We start from the raw sequence: 17,302 nt of genomic DNA, 5'->3' as shown, positions 1-17,302 counted from the left end.
GATTATCCGATGGTGTGGTTAGCTAACAGTTCAACAATCAGTTCTTCCACGTCACGGTCACTGCCGCTGATGGTTTTGTTCTCTTTAGCCTGGAACACGATGTTCTGGATGGCTTTCACTTTTGTCGGTGAACCGGACAGACCGCACTGTGCAAGGTCGCCGTTTACGTCGGATACACTCCATTCTGCCAGATTCAGATAGTCGCGCTTGTCATACAGGTCGGTGTAATCAAGATTACCTTGCTGCTTTTCAGTGACAGTCTTGGCGTGTTTGTATTTCTGAACCAGTTTCGCGTTGCGCGGACGACAGGGAGCTGCAGAACCGTTTACGGTAATCACGATAGGCAACGGACCTTCTACTGTTTCAACACCACCGTCGATGTGACGTTTTACCTTAATCTTGTCTTTACCCACTTCCAGAATTTCTTCTGCGTATGTGATTTGCGTCAATCCCAGCTTCTCTGCTACCTGAGGACCTACCTGTGCGGTATCACCGTCGATAGCCTGACGACCACCGATAATAATGTCACAGTCACCGATTTTGCGGATGGCAGTAGCCAGTGCGTAAGAAGTAGCCAGTGTATCTGCACCAGCGAAAGCACGGTCGGTCAGCAAGTAACCGTTATCTGCACCACGGAAAAGTCCTTCACGAATAATGTCGGCTGCCCGTCCCGGTCCCATTGTCAGGATGGTTACGGTAGAGCCTGGATGAGCATCTTTCAATCGAAGCGCTTGCTCAAGAGCATTCAGGTCTTCGGGGTTGAAGATGGCGGGAAGTGCCGCGCGGTTAATCGTTCCGTCGGCTTTCATGGCATCTTTCCCAACATTACGTGTGTCAGGAACTTGTTTTGCCAATACAACAATTTTCAAACTCATGCTATAAATTTTAGTATTAGTATTTCTACAAGTTAGCAGCCAGTAGTCAAGTAGTAATCTCTTGCTATCCAAACTATCCGGTTAACTATCAGCGTGCAAAATTACTCAAACACTTGGTTCTGACAAGAAATCCGAGTAAAAAATGCACAACTTTAAGGATTTTGAGCAAATGAAGAACTTCTTTATGGGGTTCTTATTATTCCTTCAGCAGAACTTCGATGGCTCCAATAAAATCAGTTGCTTTAGGCATCAATTCGTCTATTTCTTCTTCGCTTGAATAGGCAAAATCATCATAATCACTACTATGCCGACGTTCGAAAAGTAAGGAGAAACAACGTCCCAATTCACGTGAAAGACGACCGGTAGCGACGAAATGTAATCCTATCATCTGTTTGACACCTGCATGGGTACCGGGATTTATCTCGTGTTTAATAAGCAGAGCGACTGCTGCATAATAACAGGCATAATAAAGACGGTTGACAGCTGTATTATAATATCCCTGTTGTTTTAGATAGGGTATTTCTTTTAGCGTTTCTTTAGCACGTAGAAAACGGTAAGCTGACAGTGCCTCAATATTTTCCCGGTTTAATTGTTCTTTCATAGCACGATTCCCTCTTTCATTACATTCATACCAAAAGGTGTCTGGAAAGGACGGTTTTCCCAAATCTTTTTCAGCAAGACACGTGCATTTATTTGCACTCCCGTTTCTATTTCTATATCGTAGAGCGGAGTGATGATACGGTCTTCTTCTTTGATGGTCAATTTATTTCCGTCAACCAATATCAATAAATCAATATCGCTATCGGGACGTGCATCTCCACGTGCCTCACTACCATACAAAATGGCTTGCGCTTCCGGTGCCACCTGTGTTAATGCCTTGCGTATTCGTTCTACAATTTGTGGACGCTTCATATTTATTGCTTTTTATTTACGAACAAAGTTATATAAATTATTCGAGAAGTCAAGAGATACAGCTATTTATTCTCTTTAAGTGTTAAATGGCAGTTACTTATTTTATTGTATGCCGATTTCAGCTAATCCCATCGGTTCTCCATCATGTATCATCCGTGTTGCCTTCAACTGAATATAACGGGCTTTGACTGGGGTAAAGTAGACCGATTGCAGAATCGGATTATTCTTTATATTAGAAAATTCGTCTTTCGCTACTACCTGATTGATTGCATTGCTATCCGTTCCGACAGATATTTCATAGGCGGCGATTACACCTTTATTATATTCGCTTTGGTCGGGAAGGTAATGGAATGAAGTAATCGTACGTTCTTCTCCCAAGTCAATCAATACTGCATTCCCATTGATGAAACAGGCCGTTTGGTCGTTCTTATCCATGCATTTTTGTGCTTCTGCTGCGTCTACTCCGTTAAGAGTAAACGGGAAACTCTTCAGTTCTTCCGCTTTTGCGGTGTATATATCAGAAGTCTCTCCTGCATAAAACGCTTCAATATTATTGATACAGAGACAAGCACGTGAATCCGTGAAACGGATACGAATCTTATCGGCTGTGATTGTTTCGAAACGGAGAAGACGTTTGTAACCAACGGTTGTTGTTTCTTCATTGAGTTTCACGGGAAGCCATTCACCTTCCTGATTATATTCTACTACGAATGATTTGACACGCTGTCCGAGAGGAATGTATTCCTGCAACATCATACGGTTGATTTTCTCCGGTTGAGGCAAGTCGAATTCGATAGTGGCAGAGGTTACTTCGTCGTTAGTAGCCCAATAGGTATCGTAATCATTGTCTGTAACAGCTTTTGCAGAGAAAGCAGAACCTCGTTCGTCCGATGCTTTAGGAGAAAGACCAGCCAATAGGTTATTTGCCAGTTGTTTTTGTACATTCTTGTGGAAATTAACGGCGTTGGCAGAGTCTGTCGGATGAATCAGTCCATCACGGTCAACGGGGAAGTTCAGTAATAATGTTGCGTTGTGTCCTACGCTGCGGTAATACAAGTCGGTCAGGTCGTCCACAGTTTTTACACGGTCGTCTTCTTCGGGGTGATAGAACCATCCTGGGCGGATAGAAACGTCACACTCGGCAGCTACCCATTGGTTGCCGTCGGCATGACCGTATTGCAATTCACGATAGTTAGGATAACCCGGATAGACCTCTCCGGCACGAAGGAAAGACCAGTTGGTAGCTCCGGCAAATCCTTTCTCATTGCCTACCCAGCGACAACCCGGGCCACCATCGGAGAAGATTACAGCTTGTGGTTGCAACTCGTCAATCATCTTATAGGCTCTCGGATAATCATAATAAGTTTTGCGGTCGATAGTACGGCTATCTTTTGCACCGCCATACCAGCCGTCACCGCCATTAGCGCCGTCGAACCAGATTTCAAAAACGTCACCGTAGTTGGTCAGTAGTTCATTGAGTTGTTTATAGAAGTAGTCTACGTATTCGGGAGAACCATAATTGGCTTGATGCCTGTCCCACGGAGACAGGTAAACAGCGAATTTAATGCCATACTTTTTGCAGGCATCCGATAACTCACGGACGATGTCACCTTTTCCGTCTTTATACGGAGTGTTTCGAATGCAGTACTCAGTCAGTTGGGTAGGCCAAAGGCAAAAACCATCGTGATGCTTGGCTGTCAGGATCACTCCTTTCATTCCGGATTTTACAAAGGTTTGTACCCATTGTTCGCAATCCAGTCCGGTGGGGTTGAATGTTTTAGGGTCGGAATCTCCGTATCCCCATTCGCGGTCGTTGAATGTGTTAAGTCCGAAGTGTACAAAAGCGTAGGTTTCCATCTTTTGCCATTCTACCTGTTTAGCTTCGGGGATAGGCAAGATAGCTTCCGGTGCTTTTGCCGGTTGGCAGGCACTTAGTAGAAGAACTCCTGCGCAGAAAATAAGAGAGTGTTTTTTCATGGGGGTGATAATTAATAAATTATTAAATAGATAAATGAATTTGTTAGAGTGTGATTCCGAATACAAAATAGACCTGTTCCTCGTAAGGATTGGCTATCAGTTTTCCGAATATAGGCAAAGAGAAACCGGATGTTATTTTGATTTCTTTCGTTGCGGATAGTCCGACGTTCACTACATTGAATTTGTCGGAGTAGAAGCTCTCCCAAGGGGTAAATCCTGCTTCGATACTTAAATCTACCTCTTTCACACTGAACGGATAGCTCAGTTCGCAATAGCTCGACCAGGCGCGTTTCCCGTTTTCCCGGTAGTCATTTCCGGCAAATGTAGTGTACCAGCTTACTGATAACGGGAATTTCTCGCTGAGCATATATCCGGCTCCTACTTCAAAAGTATGTCCGGTGGAGTGTGAGTTGTAATTGAAATATTTGAAAGGCTCGTCTTCAGTTTGGGTAAAATAGTTGTTGGCGTAAAGAGTCAGGTTTTTATAGGCATATTCCAATGAAAGGTCTATTTCATTATTCTTTTCACGAAATTCGGTAGAGCCCCATGCATAAACGGTCAATCCTTTCCAGTTGAGCCCGAGTGAGGGTTGCACACTTGCATTTCCGCTGTCTATACCACGCCAGATATAGCTGCTGACAAAGTCCGCATTTACAAAAACTTCTTGTGCCTGTGCAAAGGCTGTGCAAAATAGGATTGCAATAAATACGATTTGTTTCTTCATTTTATCGGTTGTTCTTTCCATTAACGGATGACAAATATACGGAAAAAATGTATGAATCGTAACAAAACCAATTATATTCTACAGGAATAGCAGGTACGATGAACCACTACTTTATTGGCAGGCATACCGATACCTTGCAGCCTTTAGTGTAACAGGAATCAATACTTATACTGCCGCTGAGACGCTGGATGATGATACGGCAAATATAAAGCCCAAGTCCTGTGCCGGGTTTGAAATCATCTACTTTGGTAAACCGTTCGAATACCCACTCTTGCTTGTCGGTCGGTATGCCTATTCCCGTGTCGGTTATGGAAATAATCAATACTCCCTGTTCTTCGTCAATTCGACAGGTTAATGTAATTGTCCCTTTCTCTGTGAATTTGGCAGCATTACCCAATAAATTACCGATTACTCGAGAGAGGTAAAAAGCGTTTGTCGGTATGATTATTTCTTTCTTATCTGCTTCGGTGATACATAATATGTCAGGATTCAATATCCTGTCTTTCAGTATTTCCATTTCTTCTACACAAAGTCCGTATACGTCTGTGGGTTCAACCGGTAATGGTTCGTAAGAACTGACAAGTTCGGATAGTTCCAGTATATTGTTCACCATAGAAAGCAATGCGGTGGAATTGTTTAGTATTAATTCTTTGAATTCTACACGAGTCGCAGTATCCAGAGAATCATCCGTGATTAGTTCGGAAAATCCGGCTATAGAATTCAATGGAGTCCGTATTTCATGGCAGATGGAATTAAGAAAAGCGGTTTTCATTTTTTCGCTTTCGGTAGCTTTCTCGCTTTGTCTTTTGACCTCTTCATTGGCGACCATCAATTTCCGATGCATCTTTTTCAGTCGTTTTACCATATAGCGTTGGTAGATACTCCACGCAATTAGTCCTATTAATAAAATACAGGAAGCGATGAGCGCTATTTGTTTGTTTTTATAGGCAAGGCTCATTTTCTCCAGTTCCAGTTTGCTGACATCAAAGCGTGTCTGCATTTCCGCCATTTGCTGTTCCCTCTTTGTTGATTTGTTTTTTGTTTGTAGTCTATTGCCCTCTTTTAAAGTCAGATATGCATTTTTATAATCTTTCATTTTATAGTAGAGCCCTGCTTTTACTGTGTAGAGCGGGATAAGGACTTCCGGTTCATACTGTTTCGTAAGGATAGTAGAATCGATGTAGGTGATGGAGGCTTGGTAGTCTCCAATCGTTTTATAGTATCTTGCCCTGGTTTCGTATGTACTTTTCATCTTGTTTTTCTTTCGGGCTATTCCGATGTATTTTTCATAATACTTTTGGGTTTCCTTTTTATCAATAAGGTCTCCGAGAAAAATGATTAATGAATATTGCTTCATATAATAGTCTGATTCGTCAAGAAACTTTCTCTCGAAAGAGGTATTCAGACTGTTCCATTCTCTGTTTAATTCAATCATTTTGTTTATTTCATCTGCTGCCTTTTTATCCTCTGTTGCCGTGTATAAGTCCGACAATTCGTAACGGCATAATATTTCAAAATGGATTCTGTCTTTCATAGGGAATTTTGAAACTTTGTCCAGTGCTCGTTCTATATAAGGTATAGCTTTGCCGATTTCGCGGTATGCATGAGTCAGTAGAGATAAATAATCCAACGATACTCCTGTGAGGTATTCCCACCGGATTTGTTCCTCAACTGTCATTGCTTTCACTTCTTCATCTTTCAGTTCATTCAGTTCCTGTTCGATAAGTTCCAATGAGTTGTTTTTTCTCATTTCCATCCAAATATTGTAACAATACAGATAATTGACGAATAGCGTGTTGTGGCTTTCCGGAAGCACACGCTTGGCGATATCTATATACTGTTTTACTTTTTCCTTATCCTTCGCGGCATAGCTTTTGACGAGTGCGTCCAAAGCAAGTTTCGTAATATATTCATCTTTAGCCTTGACCGCTTCGGTGAGTGCCTTGTTCCAGTATGCAGGAGCGATATTTATACTATCGACATAAATATCAGCCAGATGTACATAGATGACAGCCCTCTTTCCGGTATCCGGACAGTCTTTTAATAAGTTCTGCAAACTATCTGCAGGGGTAGAGATTACCGTTGCAAACAGAATGTATGGAATCATTAGTAAAATTCCGGAGATAAGGCTGATTTGTGCTTTTGGGTTGTTCATAAGCGTATTTGTCTATAAAAGTATGTTACATGGCATCTCCTGCCGGTAATTTTGAGTAAGGGTATGTGATAATAATTTCCGGTTCTTCCCTCGGACCGGAAATAATGGTGTATGTCCCTCCGAAATATTCGATTGTCAGGCGATTAATCCGGTGGCGGATATCCACTTTCCGCGTTTGGAACTCCGAATCTGCAAGCGGAGTGTTTATGATACGGAACACAAACTGTTTTTCCGGTTCATTACGATACAGGGAGAACGTGATGAACCTTTGCACCTCACAGGAAACCGGATAAACGAGCGTGCTTAGAATGACTTCTGTGAAGCGTGCGATATCCAGTTGGAAAGCCTGTTCTTTGACAGTGGTTTTGAAATCAATCAGTATCTTTTCCCTGTTTCTCATTTGCGCTATGCTGACAATGTCCGAGCATAAAGGAATAATGTCATACTCCTGTATTTGCCATTTCGTTTTTCCGGCTTCCAGTCTCGACAAGTCAAGTACGTCATTCACCAGTTGTATCAGTTCGGTCGAATTGGTTTGGATAATTTCGGAGTACTCTTCCCACTGGGTGGCTTCTATGCTGTCGGGGTCTTGGGTCATTAATTGTGAGAAGCCCAGTACGTTGTTGAGCGTACTGCGGATGTCATAGCTCATGTTGGAAAGAAAGTGGCTTTTCACTTCATTTGCTTCTTCCGCTATATGAGTCATTTTCCTGATTTCTTCCTCCTCCTTTTTCAGCCTTTTTTTTACGTAAAAGATGCGGATAGTAGCAGGTATCAGAATGATTAATGCAATAATGATTAATGCCAGTTCGATTGTTTGGATAATCGACCGGTGCTTCTCCTTTTCAAGGAGCAATTCATCCATTTCCTTCATTTCGTAGATTTCTTCCATTTGGGTGGTGGACAAGTGCTGGTAGAAGGTATCTTTCTTAGCCAACAGACTGCGGAATAAGGGAATAGCTTCATCTGTCCGTCCTGCGTCGGCAAGTATTCCTGCCCGTTTTATCCGGTAGTCTAGCCCGTTGTTATCCGACACTCCTGAAAGTAAATTGACGGCGGAGTCTGCATAAATCAGTGCTTTGTCATACATTTGCGTAATCCGGTAATATTGGGCATATACGTCGTAATAGAGTCCGCGGCAGGGGATATAATCCGTAGGAGAGAAATATCCGTTCATCTTCTTGAGGTGAATACGGGCTTCGTCTATTTTTCCGTTTTGCAGATAATACTTGGCGTATAAAGTTTCCAATAAGAGATAACCGGTGTGATGAACCTTTAATTTGAATTTCGCTTCTTGTTGGGACAGTTTGTCCAGCACAGTCTCAAATTCTTTTAGATATTTCAGCGACTCTTCGCTCTCTATCGATGCGCATGCCAGGGATATCTCCTGTAAGATATCCTTTCTTTCTTCAAGAGAAGCGGTGGCAGGCAGCAGGCGATAAGCCTCAAATCCTGCGTTTTCTCCTTCCTTATATCGGGCGGACATCAGATAAGCGTTCATCAGGCATAGTTTCGCATAACGCATTCCTTTTATATTATTTGTTTTAGAGGCGAGACGATACATTTCTTCAGCCTGTGTGATGCTGTATTCTATTTTGTGTTCTATGATATGTATCAATATCTCCGCCCGTTTGGCAGAAAAATAAGTACTATAGTATTTATGATTCAGGGCTATTTCGGTCAGTTTGTCCATCCATAATTTGGTGTTTTTCCCGTCTTGGTGATTGAAATAATAGACAACATACGCATACATGGCAAGACACTGGTACTTTTTGTCATCTTGCGCGGCCGCTTCTTTCAGCAGCCGGTCCAGGTAATTGAGACAGGACGTTGACATGGGGTCTTGGTAAGCTAATAAATACAGGACGTCCAGCCTTGCCTCGTTGGCGGGTATGGTATCCAGTACATGTATCAGGCTGTCTTTGACAGTCATTGCTTGGGCGGGCTGAATTTTTATCAACCCCAGCAATATGATGCAGAATATACCGATTCGTTTCATGCCTGCTCCTCCTTTCTTCCTTCCACCGGACGGACGGGGTGTGTGAAACAGAATCTGCATCCGTCGGTATATGCCGGGTCTATCCATATTTTTCCACCAATGCGTTCTATAATCAGTTGGCAGATAGACAAACCGAGTCCCGATCCCTGTGCCGTTTCGTTCAGCTTTTCGAAACGGCTGAAGATGTTCGCCTGTTTCTCCAAAGGAATCCCGCAGCCTGTATCCGTCACGGAAAAAAATGCATACTCATCCGATTGCAATCCTACTTCAAGGGTAATGCTGCCTTCGGCAGTGAATTTGGTGGCGTTGATGAGAAGATTGATGAGCAACTGTTGCAAACGTGAATCATCTGTGTATAGTTGCAGTGAGGTGAGCGGTGTTTTAAAGCGGAGTTCAGCCCGGGTTTGTTTTACTTTGTTGACGGTGTCGATAACATTATTGCAGACGGCAATAGCGTCGTGGTAGCCGAAGCTGAACTTCATTTTGCCTACTTCCAGATTAGTCAGGTCGATTACGTCATTAATCAGTTTAAGCAGCAAGTCCGAATTTTGTTGTATGACATCACTGCATTGCCGACGAGTTTCCGTATCCAGTTTCTGGTCGGTCAGTAGATTGGAGAAACCGGAAAGGGCACTAAGCGGAGTACGGATTTCATGACTCATGTTGGAGAGAAAAAGGCTTTTGGCGTGCATGGCACTTTCCGCATTTAGCCGTGACTGCTCAAGGAGTTTTTTTGATTCGGCAATCTTCTTGTTTTGTTTCAATATATGTAGCGCCAGATAAATAATGACAGTCAGGATGACAGTTCCGATAAGGATACCACCCATGAAAATACGATTGTGCTCAATCTTGTTCTCCACTTTCATCCGGCTTTCCTGATAAGAGGCGCGCAGGCTGTTGATGCGGTGTGTATAACTGGGAGAAGCGATAGAATCGGTGATATGGCTGATTTTATCGTATAGTCGGGCGGCTTCTTGAGGGTTTCCGGTTTTTGCGAGCAAGTCTGCTTTCAGGTAGGATACCTGTAAGTAGCTTATCGACCGCATTTTTTGTTTGATACTTTGCAACACGTTGTCATAACATGACAAGGCGAGTTCGTTTTCCCCGATTGCTTCGTAGTATAATCCTCGGGAGCAGAGCAAAGGGGAGTAATAATAGGGCTCTTTGCAGGAGTCATAAATCTTTTCCGCTTCATGGAAACTGTCTTGTGCTTTCTGCAGTTCTCCTACCATTATATAATATGCCACATCGGAACAATAATGGAAGAACAGGATGGTTCGGTTGGTATGTATGGCATCCGATTTCAGTAACATTTCCCTGTAGACTTTCGCTTCTTTCGGGTTGCGTTCCCTGATAAAGATAGCCTTCAGGTGCAACATAGCCATTTCTTTGTAATAGTTGCCTTCCGAAGAAGATACGGGCTGAAGGATTGCTTCTTTGTAAGCGTCGATTGCCTCCTTGGACATATTTGAACAGTAATAGGCATCTCCGATAGCTGTATTGGAGAGTGCTATTCCTAAATCATATTTCAGGGTTTCGGCTTTTTCATACATAAGTCGTGCTTCATCGATAGCTTGTCCGATGTTGCCATGTAAAGAGTGTACATGTACTAGTAGTTGTTTGATTCGGAATAAAAGTTCTGTTTGGTTCTCTTGTTCGAGTATCGGGCTTAGCTTCTGTTCCCAGATTATGATACTGTCTATAGAGGCTATCGAATCATAAGCAAGGTTGGTGTTGATAAGATGCTGTAAGGCGTACAAATGTTCGGAAATCCTGTCCTTTGAATGTAATGGAATACATACAAGCAGGTTGATGATAAATGATATGTAAACAGCCTTTTTCATTTGGGGGATGTTTTGTTGCGTGAGTGTTTATTATTTCTCCCCAAAAATAAGCAAAAAAAGTAATAATTGCCCTACAAATTACGACAATTATTACTTTTTCTTTCCTTTAGAATGTCACGTCCATCTTCAGTACGAAAGTACGTGGAGCGGCCACTGCCATCGGACGGTAACTGTATTCCTTGTTGAACAGGTTGTTTACCATAAATTGGAATGCCACTTCTTTGGTTGCTTTCACACCGAAGCGGAAATCAACGGTAGCATAGGGCGTATTATGCTTGTCCCAGTAAGTAGCCAGTGTCTCGCCTTTTGAATAACCGAAGAGGATACCGCGTACGTAATCCATCAGGTCATTTTGCATTTTGGGACGCTCGTCCATCATCAGGTAATCCACTGCAAGAATCTTGCTCTTCCATGCCACGTTGGCACCTACGTTGATACGTTTCCATTGGAAATCTACCGTAGCTTTGAAGCTATGTTTCGGGCGGTATTTCAGATACTTTCCGGTGTTTGATTTTTCTTTCATTTGCAATGGGTCGGTATAAAGACCTTCTACGGCGTTGCGTTCCTGATAATCTGCGTCGCGGGGTTCAGTATATACATATCCCAAGTTATAGAACAGCTTCGTATTCTTATTGAAGTTGTACACACCATTTGTCGAGATTTCAACTCCGTAGATTTGAGCTTTCGATACGTTGTGGAATTGGGCGCCGATGCCGAAACCTTTGCCGTCCGACAACATTTGGATGGCATCACCGATGCTGTTAATCATCGTATAATTGGCATTGTTGAACAGTCCGAACTGGAATTCAACCATGTCTTTATATTGCGTATAGAATCCGGCAACGTCTACAAATCCCTGGAAATTACCAATCTTATATCCTTGTTTGAATCCAAGTTCTGCATTGAATCCTTTTTCAGGGTTGATGTTCAAGTTAGGATAAACACCGACACCGCCAATATCCTTACGTAGATATTTCTCATTGATAGACGGGTTACGATAACCTTGTCCGAAGCTGGCGCGGATAAAGCTGTAATCAGCCAACTGATAGTTCAATCCGGCACGGAATACGGGGCGGAAGGGAACTTTTGTTCCGAATATCTTAGTTTCCGCTTCGCGGTGGTGGTTGTTCACACGGTAGTATTCGGCACGTACACCGGCGGATACACTCAGGCGATCCCAGAAACGTTGGTCGTACTGGAAGAAAGCGGCGATGTTATCGCTTTTGTACACTTCATCCATGATGGCGGAATCATAGCGGATATGTTCGAAAGTTGCTCCGGTAGTGATTTGTGCGCCACAGTCCCATTTCTTGTTGAACTGGTAGTCGAGATAATAGTCGAAGTTCTTGTCAGTCTGAGTTTTCGGATTGTTACGTGAGGGATTGATTACATTGGATAACCAGGGAACAAGGTCGCTTGGTAATTTTCCATCCTGTACTAACTTGTCCAAATCACTCGGTAATCCGTTATCCATTGTCCATGAGATAAGGTCGCAGTAATCGGCAGTGGTTGCGTTCGGGAAGATGTTGCCCAGTGAAGTGAATACTCCGTTCATGGCATCTTCTAAATTTCCGTTGATAAGTCCTGAACCGATACCTACCAGTGCCGGATAGAGCGAACTGTAATCACCGCCTGCGATATTCTGTATGGTTTGGGCGTCTGTTCCCATATTTCCTAAAATATCAGTAATGGATGTTCCGTCAGTCGGGCGCACGATATTGTCGGCACTATAATAGAAACGTCCTTTAATCTTATGTGATGTACCGTTTTCGGGATTCACGTAGTTGATGAACGGGTCGATATGGAAGTTGTTCTCTTCACGTCCCATGTTGGTGAAAGGAGAGGGCTTGTACACTTCCGTCGGTGAACGCCAGATGAAGAAGTCACCATACTGGTTGGAAAGGAAATCCACATTAAATCCATAATTCAGGATTTTCATTCCCATATCCGGTTGGTGGTAAGTCAGGCTGCCACCCATGCGGAAACGTTTGTTGTATCCTTGTTGACGATATCCTTCGTCCGTGAAAAGATTGATACCGCCACTGACATCAAAATTACCGATGCGGCGGGAGTGGGAGAGGTCGAATCCTTCATAAATCGGATTCCGTACACCGCTAAGAAGGCTTCCGCGGAGAATCGGTTTCACGGCATACTTGTCGTCTTTCCAAAAGCTTTTGTCACTCCATTGGTATTCGTCATTCTCTGCATCTCCATATACACCGACATAGGCGCTGAAACGTGTTTTCGGTGTCAATCCCGGACGTGCGGTACGGATATTGATAATACCGTTCAAAGCTGACGAGCCATACAGTACGGAAGAAGCTCCTTTGATAACTTCCACTTGCTCTACATTCTCCAAAGGAACGGTGTTCCAGTTTATTTCTCCTGTTTTCGGATTGAGCGTGCTCATACCGTCTACCAAAATCTGGCTGCGCGCACCTACTCCGTAAGTCCACCCGCTACCACCACGCATGGAAGGCTGTTTGTCTATGATGTCTACACCGGGAAGCGTGCGGAGAGTAGAAGAAATATCCGTTGGCGCCTGGCGGGCAATGTCTCCCGATTTGACAACGTCCATAGAGACAGTGACGTCACTTAACTTCTGCTCGAAACGCCCGGCACTGACTACTACTTCTTCCAGTAGTTTAGTGCTTTCCTTCATGTAAACGTCTTTAGTGATTACTTCACGTTTGCCAATGACGATAGGCATCAGTACATCATCATAGCCTACATAACTGAATACAAGGTCAACTCCGCCTTCGGGCAGTTTGATTTCATATTCTCCGTTGATGTTGGATACTACTCCCTGGTTGCCGTGGAGCTTGTAGGTAACGGCAGCGCCCACCAACGGTTCGTTGGTTTTTGCGTCGTATATATGTCCTTTCAGAGTCTGTGCAGTGGCGCAGACGGAGAAAAGAGTGAGAACAGTTAATAGTGTATATAGTTTTTTCATTGTTCTATATTATGAAATAGGAGTTACTTGAATAAATCACATTTAATTAAAAACAGCAGTTATGGTGCCGGAAGGTGTTCCGGTAATCCGCAAATATATTCCTTGGCAAGAATTTGCGTTAATATAACAATCTTGTGTGAAGGTTACAGGATAGCCCATGGCTGTTGATTTTGTACCCTTTGGAATCTTAATTCCGTCATAAGTCAAATCAGTCATAGTCAGATCAATAGGTATTTCTAAAATTGTGAGACCACTAATAGATAAGCTGATTGTGTTACCATTAGGAGTCGCTGTTACCGTAGCCGGACCATTAGATAAGGGTAATAGACCTGCCTTTACATTCAGATTTCCATTAAATGTCCAATCCTCGTTTAGAGAATTGTTGATTGTACTTTCCGGTTTCACAGTGGTGTGAGTTTCCGCGTTCATACTTGCTCCTGCAAGGAGAACAGTCAACATAATCAAATATATCTTCTTCATATTCGTTACAGTTTTATTGTTTTGATTTATATAAGTAAACTCCTATTTTTATGTTCGATTCGTTCAAATCTTTTCTAAGTGTAGGTAATAAATCGGTGATCTTCTGATTTCCTAGGGTCGGTTTCAACATAGGAGGAAGCATATCACCTGCCAACTCACCAATTGTCTTATCCAGCATATCGGGAGCAACTAGCTTCAGTATGTCGGGGAGTATATCAAGTATAGGTATCAGAACTTTTATTTCCGAAGGATCCATATATATAATGTAATCACCTTTTATCTTGGTTTGCTCGAATTCGTCACCTACAAAATCACGCATTGGATTTTCTTCAATATGAAACTTAATTCCGGTCGTTGTCCATTGAGCCAGTTTGGAATACAAATCTTTTAATATATCTATTGATATGCTGCGTGTTTCTGTTTTATCACTTTGTATCTGACGTAAAATCATATCAATATTGGGAATTATATAAAAAGTAGAAGCGTCTTCCATATAATAATTCGCAAGATTGATGCCGGATAGTTTATAATCCGAATCAGGACGTTCGTTTACGTAAAGTCCTCCTGTGGTTGTGAGACTGGTGGGTAGAATATCTGTGAATGTTACTCCTTCAGGAAATCCGGCATAATGAGCTGTAATATTCCCGTCAGATTGAAAAGTTATATCATTTAGCATAATGCTGAAGATATTATCCAATAAAGGCTTTGCGAAAAAGGCGAAGATCCAATTGATTGTGTTTGTTTTGTCATTCTGATAATAGCTTGAATAAGAATATGCTGTCAACCAAACAAAATCCTCATTCTCTCCCTCTTCTGGCAAAGCATTATGCACCAAGTACCATGTTCCGTTTCCACCATTACCGGACAGCATGTTTCCCGGCAGTTTCACCTCACTCACATTTAATGTCAGTTTGCCTTTTGTCACCTTTCCTTCATACTTGAACGAGATATTTCTCGCCGTGGTCAAGTTACCTGAAAAAGAATATCCTTCTTCATCTCCGATGATAGGAACATTAGTCAGTTTCAGTGTTTCTTCTCTAGGGATAATATTGTATAGAGTGATGTTAGCATCCTCTCCTTTCACTGTACTGAAGTCGACTGATTTGCCAATCAATTCTTCTCCACTGTATGTCAATGCCAGGTTAGGATTCGGATTGGTTAATTTGTTTGAGTAGTTTGCGGTTACTTCTACCGGATCGGGACCGGGATAGTCTTCATCACAGGACGTGATGAAAGGGACTGTAAGGCAGAGCAGGCTGCCGAATAAGAATATTGATATTTTTTTCATTGTTTCTTATTTTATATGACTGTTGTTATTGTGTGACGGGAACAAGGTCCAGACCTATGTTGACAGTTTCCATTAATTTCCATGGTTCACCAAGCATCATTGATAAATCAAGTTCTATTCCCCCGAGGTCAACTTTAATTCCGGAAACCACGTTGATAATCGGAGTCAATGTTTGATAATCAAGATATAGATATGTGTGTCCATCTTCTGTATGAGTAATATTCATCGGGATTCCGTCTTTGATACATGAGAATAATGCAGAGAATGTTGTTTCATCTGTATTAACAATGTACCCGAGTACTTGATTATTAATAATAGTATTAAGAATTCCCAGCAAATTTTTAAGGCGGATTGGATCGGTTTTGAAGATTGCCTCGGTAATACCGTTAATGAGACCGCTATCAACTTGTTGCTGACTATTTTTTATGACTTCGTTGATAATAGCGGGAATATTAAGTTTTAATAAAAACTTACCATTTACTTTACTCCAGTATGCCAATCCGGTTGGAGAAGGCAGATAAGTACGGCTGTTTACTAATTTCTGGATTTCTGGTCCGGCATTCTCTTGGCCAACTAAAGACATTATTTTTTCCATGTCAATAGGGTCAGAAGAATAATTAGCTATGATAGTACCATTATCTTCAATCTTAATGTCTTTGATTAATTGAGGAATAAGTATTTGAAGTATGTTTCCCCCTATGACTCCGATAATTGACATCATAACTGCATCATCTTCGAAACCTTCTTTCGGTATCATGTCCAAATAAGCGGCACCTTTGAATTTAACGTATAGAAATTCTTCATCATTAGTAATCATTTCGAATGTTCCGAAACTATAATTTTTAGCCAATTCAGAAGAATTTGCCATTTTTACATCTACCGCCAACTTCATCGCTTTCGGAGTAATGCTACCACTATACTTTACCGTAGCTCCCCCCATCGTGATATTAGTTCCACTGAACGTGTAGTTACCCTTTTCTTCATTCTCATAAAGTTTGATACCATTAATAGGAGTACTGGCTTCTCCCGGAATCACATCATTCAGTGTCAACGTCCCCGTCTCGCTGTCTTCTGTCTTAAAACTGACAGTTTTTCCAATTAATTTCTCTCCACTGTAGGTTAGGTCTAACGTATATGGCTTAATATACGAGCCATATTCCTGGCTGATTTCTCCCGGCCAAAATAGCTTGTCATTGTAAGTCTCTTCACATGATGTAAAGAAAAAAACTGCACAAGCTACCCAAAATAGTTTCTCTAAGTTTCTCATTTTGTTTCTTGCTTTTATTGCATATTTAATAAATCTTTGCAAAGTTCGGCTAACAATCCTTTATTAACAAGGTCTATTTTTCTATAATGATGTTCTATTTTTAATTATTTGGGGTGAAAAGGTGAATGAAGTAGAATTTTTAGTGTTCTATTTTTAATATGAATTGTTCTTCTTTTAAGAATGGACTGTTGAGGATAAGGATTAGTGTGAACCTATGGAGTGGTTTCTGTTGAAATATAGAGAAATGTAAAATCCAGTATTCTTAAAATATGACTGTACATAAAAATGGAACGTTTTATGCATTTTCTATCCTCAAAATAGGACTTCCATAGAGGCGTGGATGAAAATATGCCGTGAATCTGCAATGGGAAAGAAGAGAGAAGATAGATTTATTGCTTGAAATAGTTCTTTTTGTGATTCCTATTAACGAAAAGGAAACAAATAGGTCGGCTTTCTGTCGATATGCAGCTATTTGTTACGTAGATAATCAACGGGTTTTAATACGAAATAGCTCGAAAACAACCCTTATTTCAACTAATAGTTGCTTCCTCACCGGGGATTAATCGCTTGGTCGGTGAGCAAGAAAGTGTTCCTCACCGAGGAACAATGTGTTTCTCGGTGAGGAACAAATACCATCAAACCCGAAAAAACAAATATTCATCCCTGATTTATACATAATAGGGGACTAAATATGCATATTCTTGCATTAGTTTATGCAGTTTTTTCTCTATTAGCTTCGAAAATTACCTGTCAGCAGATGGCTCAATCTTAAAAATGGGACAGAATAGAGCAAAATTGTTTGTCGCCACAATAAAGCCTATTCACCGA

The 17,302-nt window shown here is 41.8% G+C and carries 12 protein-coding genes; all 12 read right to left on the bottom strand.

Annotated features, from left to right (window positions below; all coding sequences use genetic code 11):
- Positions 1–2: 2 nt before the first annotated feature.
- Positions 3–875 (bottom strand): electron transfer flavoprotein subunit beta/FixA family protein, encoded by an 873-nt coding sequence (locus BacF7301_RS23945; protein WP_167966726.1) that lies wholly within the window; start codon positions 873–875, stop codon positions 3–5.
- 196 nt (positions 876–1,071) lie between these two features.
- The gene (locus tag BacF7301_RS23940; protein WP_167966725.1) at positions 1,072–1,476 is read right to left on the bottom strand and encodes a HEPN domain-containing protein; all 405 of its coding nucleotides are present in this window, start codon (positions 1,474–1,476) and stop codon (positions 1,072–1,074) included.
- On the bottom strand, positions 1,473–1,787 hold the full coding sequence (locus BacF7301_RS23935) for a nucleotidyltransferase domain-containing protein (RefSeq protein WP_167966724.1): 315 nt from the start codon (positions 1,785–1,787) through the stop codon (positions 1,473–1,475). Before BacF7301_RS23935 ends, BacF7301_RS23940 begins: the two co-directional genes overlap by 4 nt.
- Before the next feature lie 102 nt (positions 1,788–1,889).
- On the bottom strand, positions 1,890–3,764 hold the full coding sequence (locus BacF7301_RS23930; protein ID WP_167966723.1) for an alpha-L-fucosidase: 1,875 nt from the start codon (positions 3,762–3,764) through the stop codon (positions 1,890–1,892).
- A gap of 43 nt (positions 3,765–3,807) precedes the next feature.
- Positions 3,808–4,488 (bottom strand): hypothetical protein, encoded by a 681-nt coding sequence (locus tag BacF7301_RS23925; protein ID WP_167966722.1) that lies wholly within the window; start codon positions 4,486–4,488, stop codon positions 3,808–3,810.
- A 106-nt stretch (positions 4,489–4,594) separates the two neighbouring features.
- Positions 4,595–6,643, bottom strand: a complete 2,049-nt coding sequence (locus BacF7301_RS23920; RefSeq protein WP_167966721.1) for a sensor histidine kinase — start codon at positions 6,641–6,643, stop codon at positions 4,595–4,597.
- Between the two features lie 25 nt (positions 6,644–6,668).
- Positions 6,669–8,729 carry a sensor histidine kinase gene (locus BacF7301_RS23915; RefSeq protein ID WP_245208290.1) on the bottom strand — a complete coding sequence of 687 codons (2,061 nt, stop codon included), beginning with the start codon at positions 8,727–8,729 and terminating at the stop codon, positions 6,669–6,671.
- Positions 8,639–10,486 carry a tetratricopeptide repeat-containing sensor histidine kinase gene (locus tag BacF7301_RS23910; RefSeq protein ID WP_167966720.1) on the bottom strand — a complete coding sequence of 616 codons (1,848 nt, stop codon included), beginning with the start codon at positions 10,484–10,486 and terminating at the stop codon, positions 8,639–8,641. Before BacF7301_RS23910 ends, BacF7301_RS23915 begins: the two co-directional genes overlap by 91 nt.
- Positions 10,487–10,592: 106 nt before the next feature.
- Positions 10,593–13,439: a TonB-dependent receptor gene (locus tag BacF7301_RS23905; protein ID WP_167966719.1), complete on the bottom strand. Its 2,847-nt coding sequence runs from the start codon at positions 13,437–13,439 to the stop codon at positions 10,593–10,595.
- 42 nt (positions 13,440–13,481) lie between these two features.
- The gene (locus BacF7301_RS23900) at positions 13,482–13,919 is read right to left on the bottom strand and encodes a hypothetical protein (RefSeq protein ID WP_167966718.1); all 438 of its coding nucleotides are present in this window, start codon (positions 13,917–13,919) and stop codon (positions 13,482–13,484) included.
- Between the two features lie 13 nt (positions 13,920–13,932).
- Entirely contained in the window at positions 13,933–15,207 is a 1,275-nt protein-coding gene (locus tag BacF7301_RS23895; protein ID WP_167966717.1) for a DUF4925 domain-containing protein, read from the bottom strand.
- A 25-nt stretch (positions 15,208–15,232) separates the two neighbouring features.
- On the bottom strand, positions 15,233–16,474 hold the full coding sequence (locus BacF7301_RS23890) for a DUF4925 domain-containing protein (RefSeq protein WP_167966716.1): 1,242 nt from the start codon (positions 16,472–16,474) through the stop codon (positions 15,233–15,235).
- Between the last annotated feature and the right edge of the window lie 828 nt (positions 16,475–17,302).

Origin of the sequence: Bacteroides faecium (assembly GCF_012113595.1) — a bacterium.
GTDB lineage: Bacteria > Bacteroidota > Bacteroidia > Bacteroidales > Bacteroidaceae > Bacteroides > Bacteroides faecium.
This window is presented reverse-complemented; position numbering and strand designations above follow the sequence as displayed.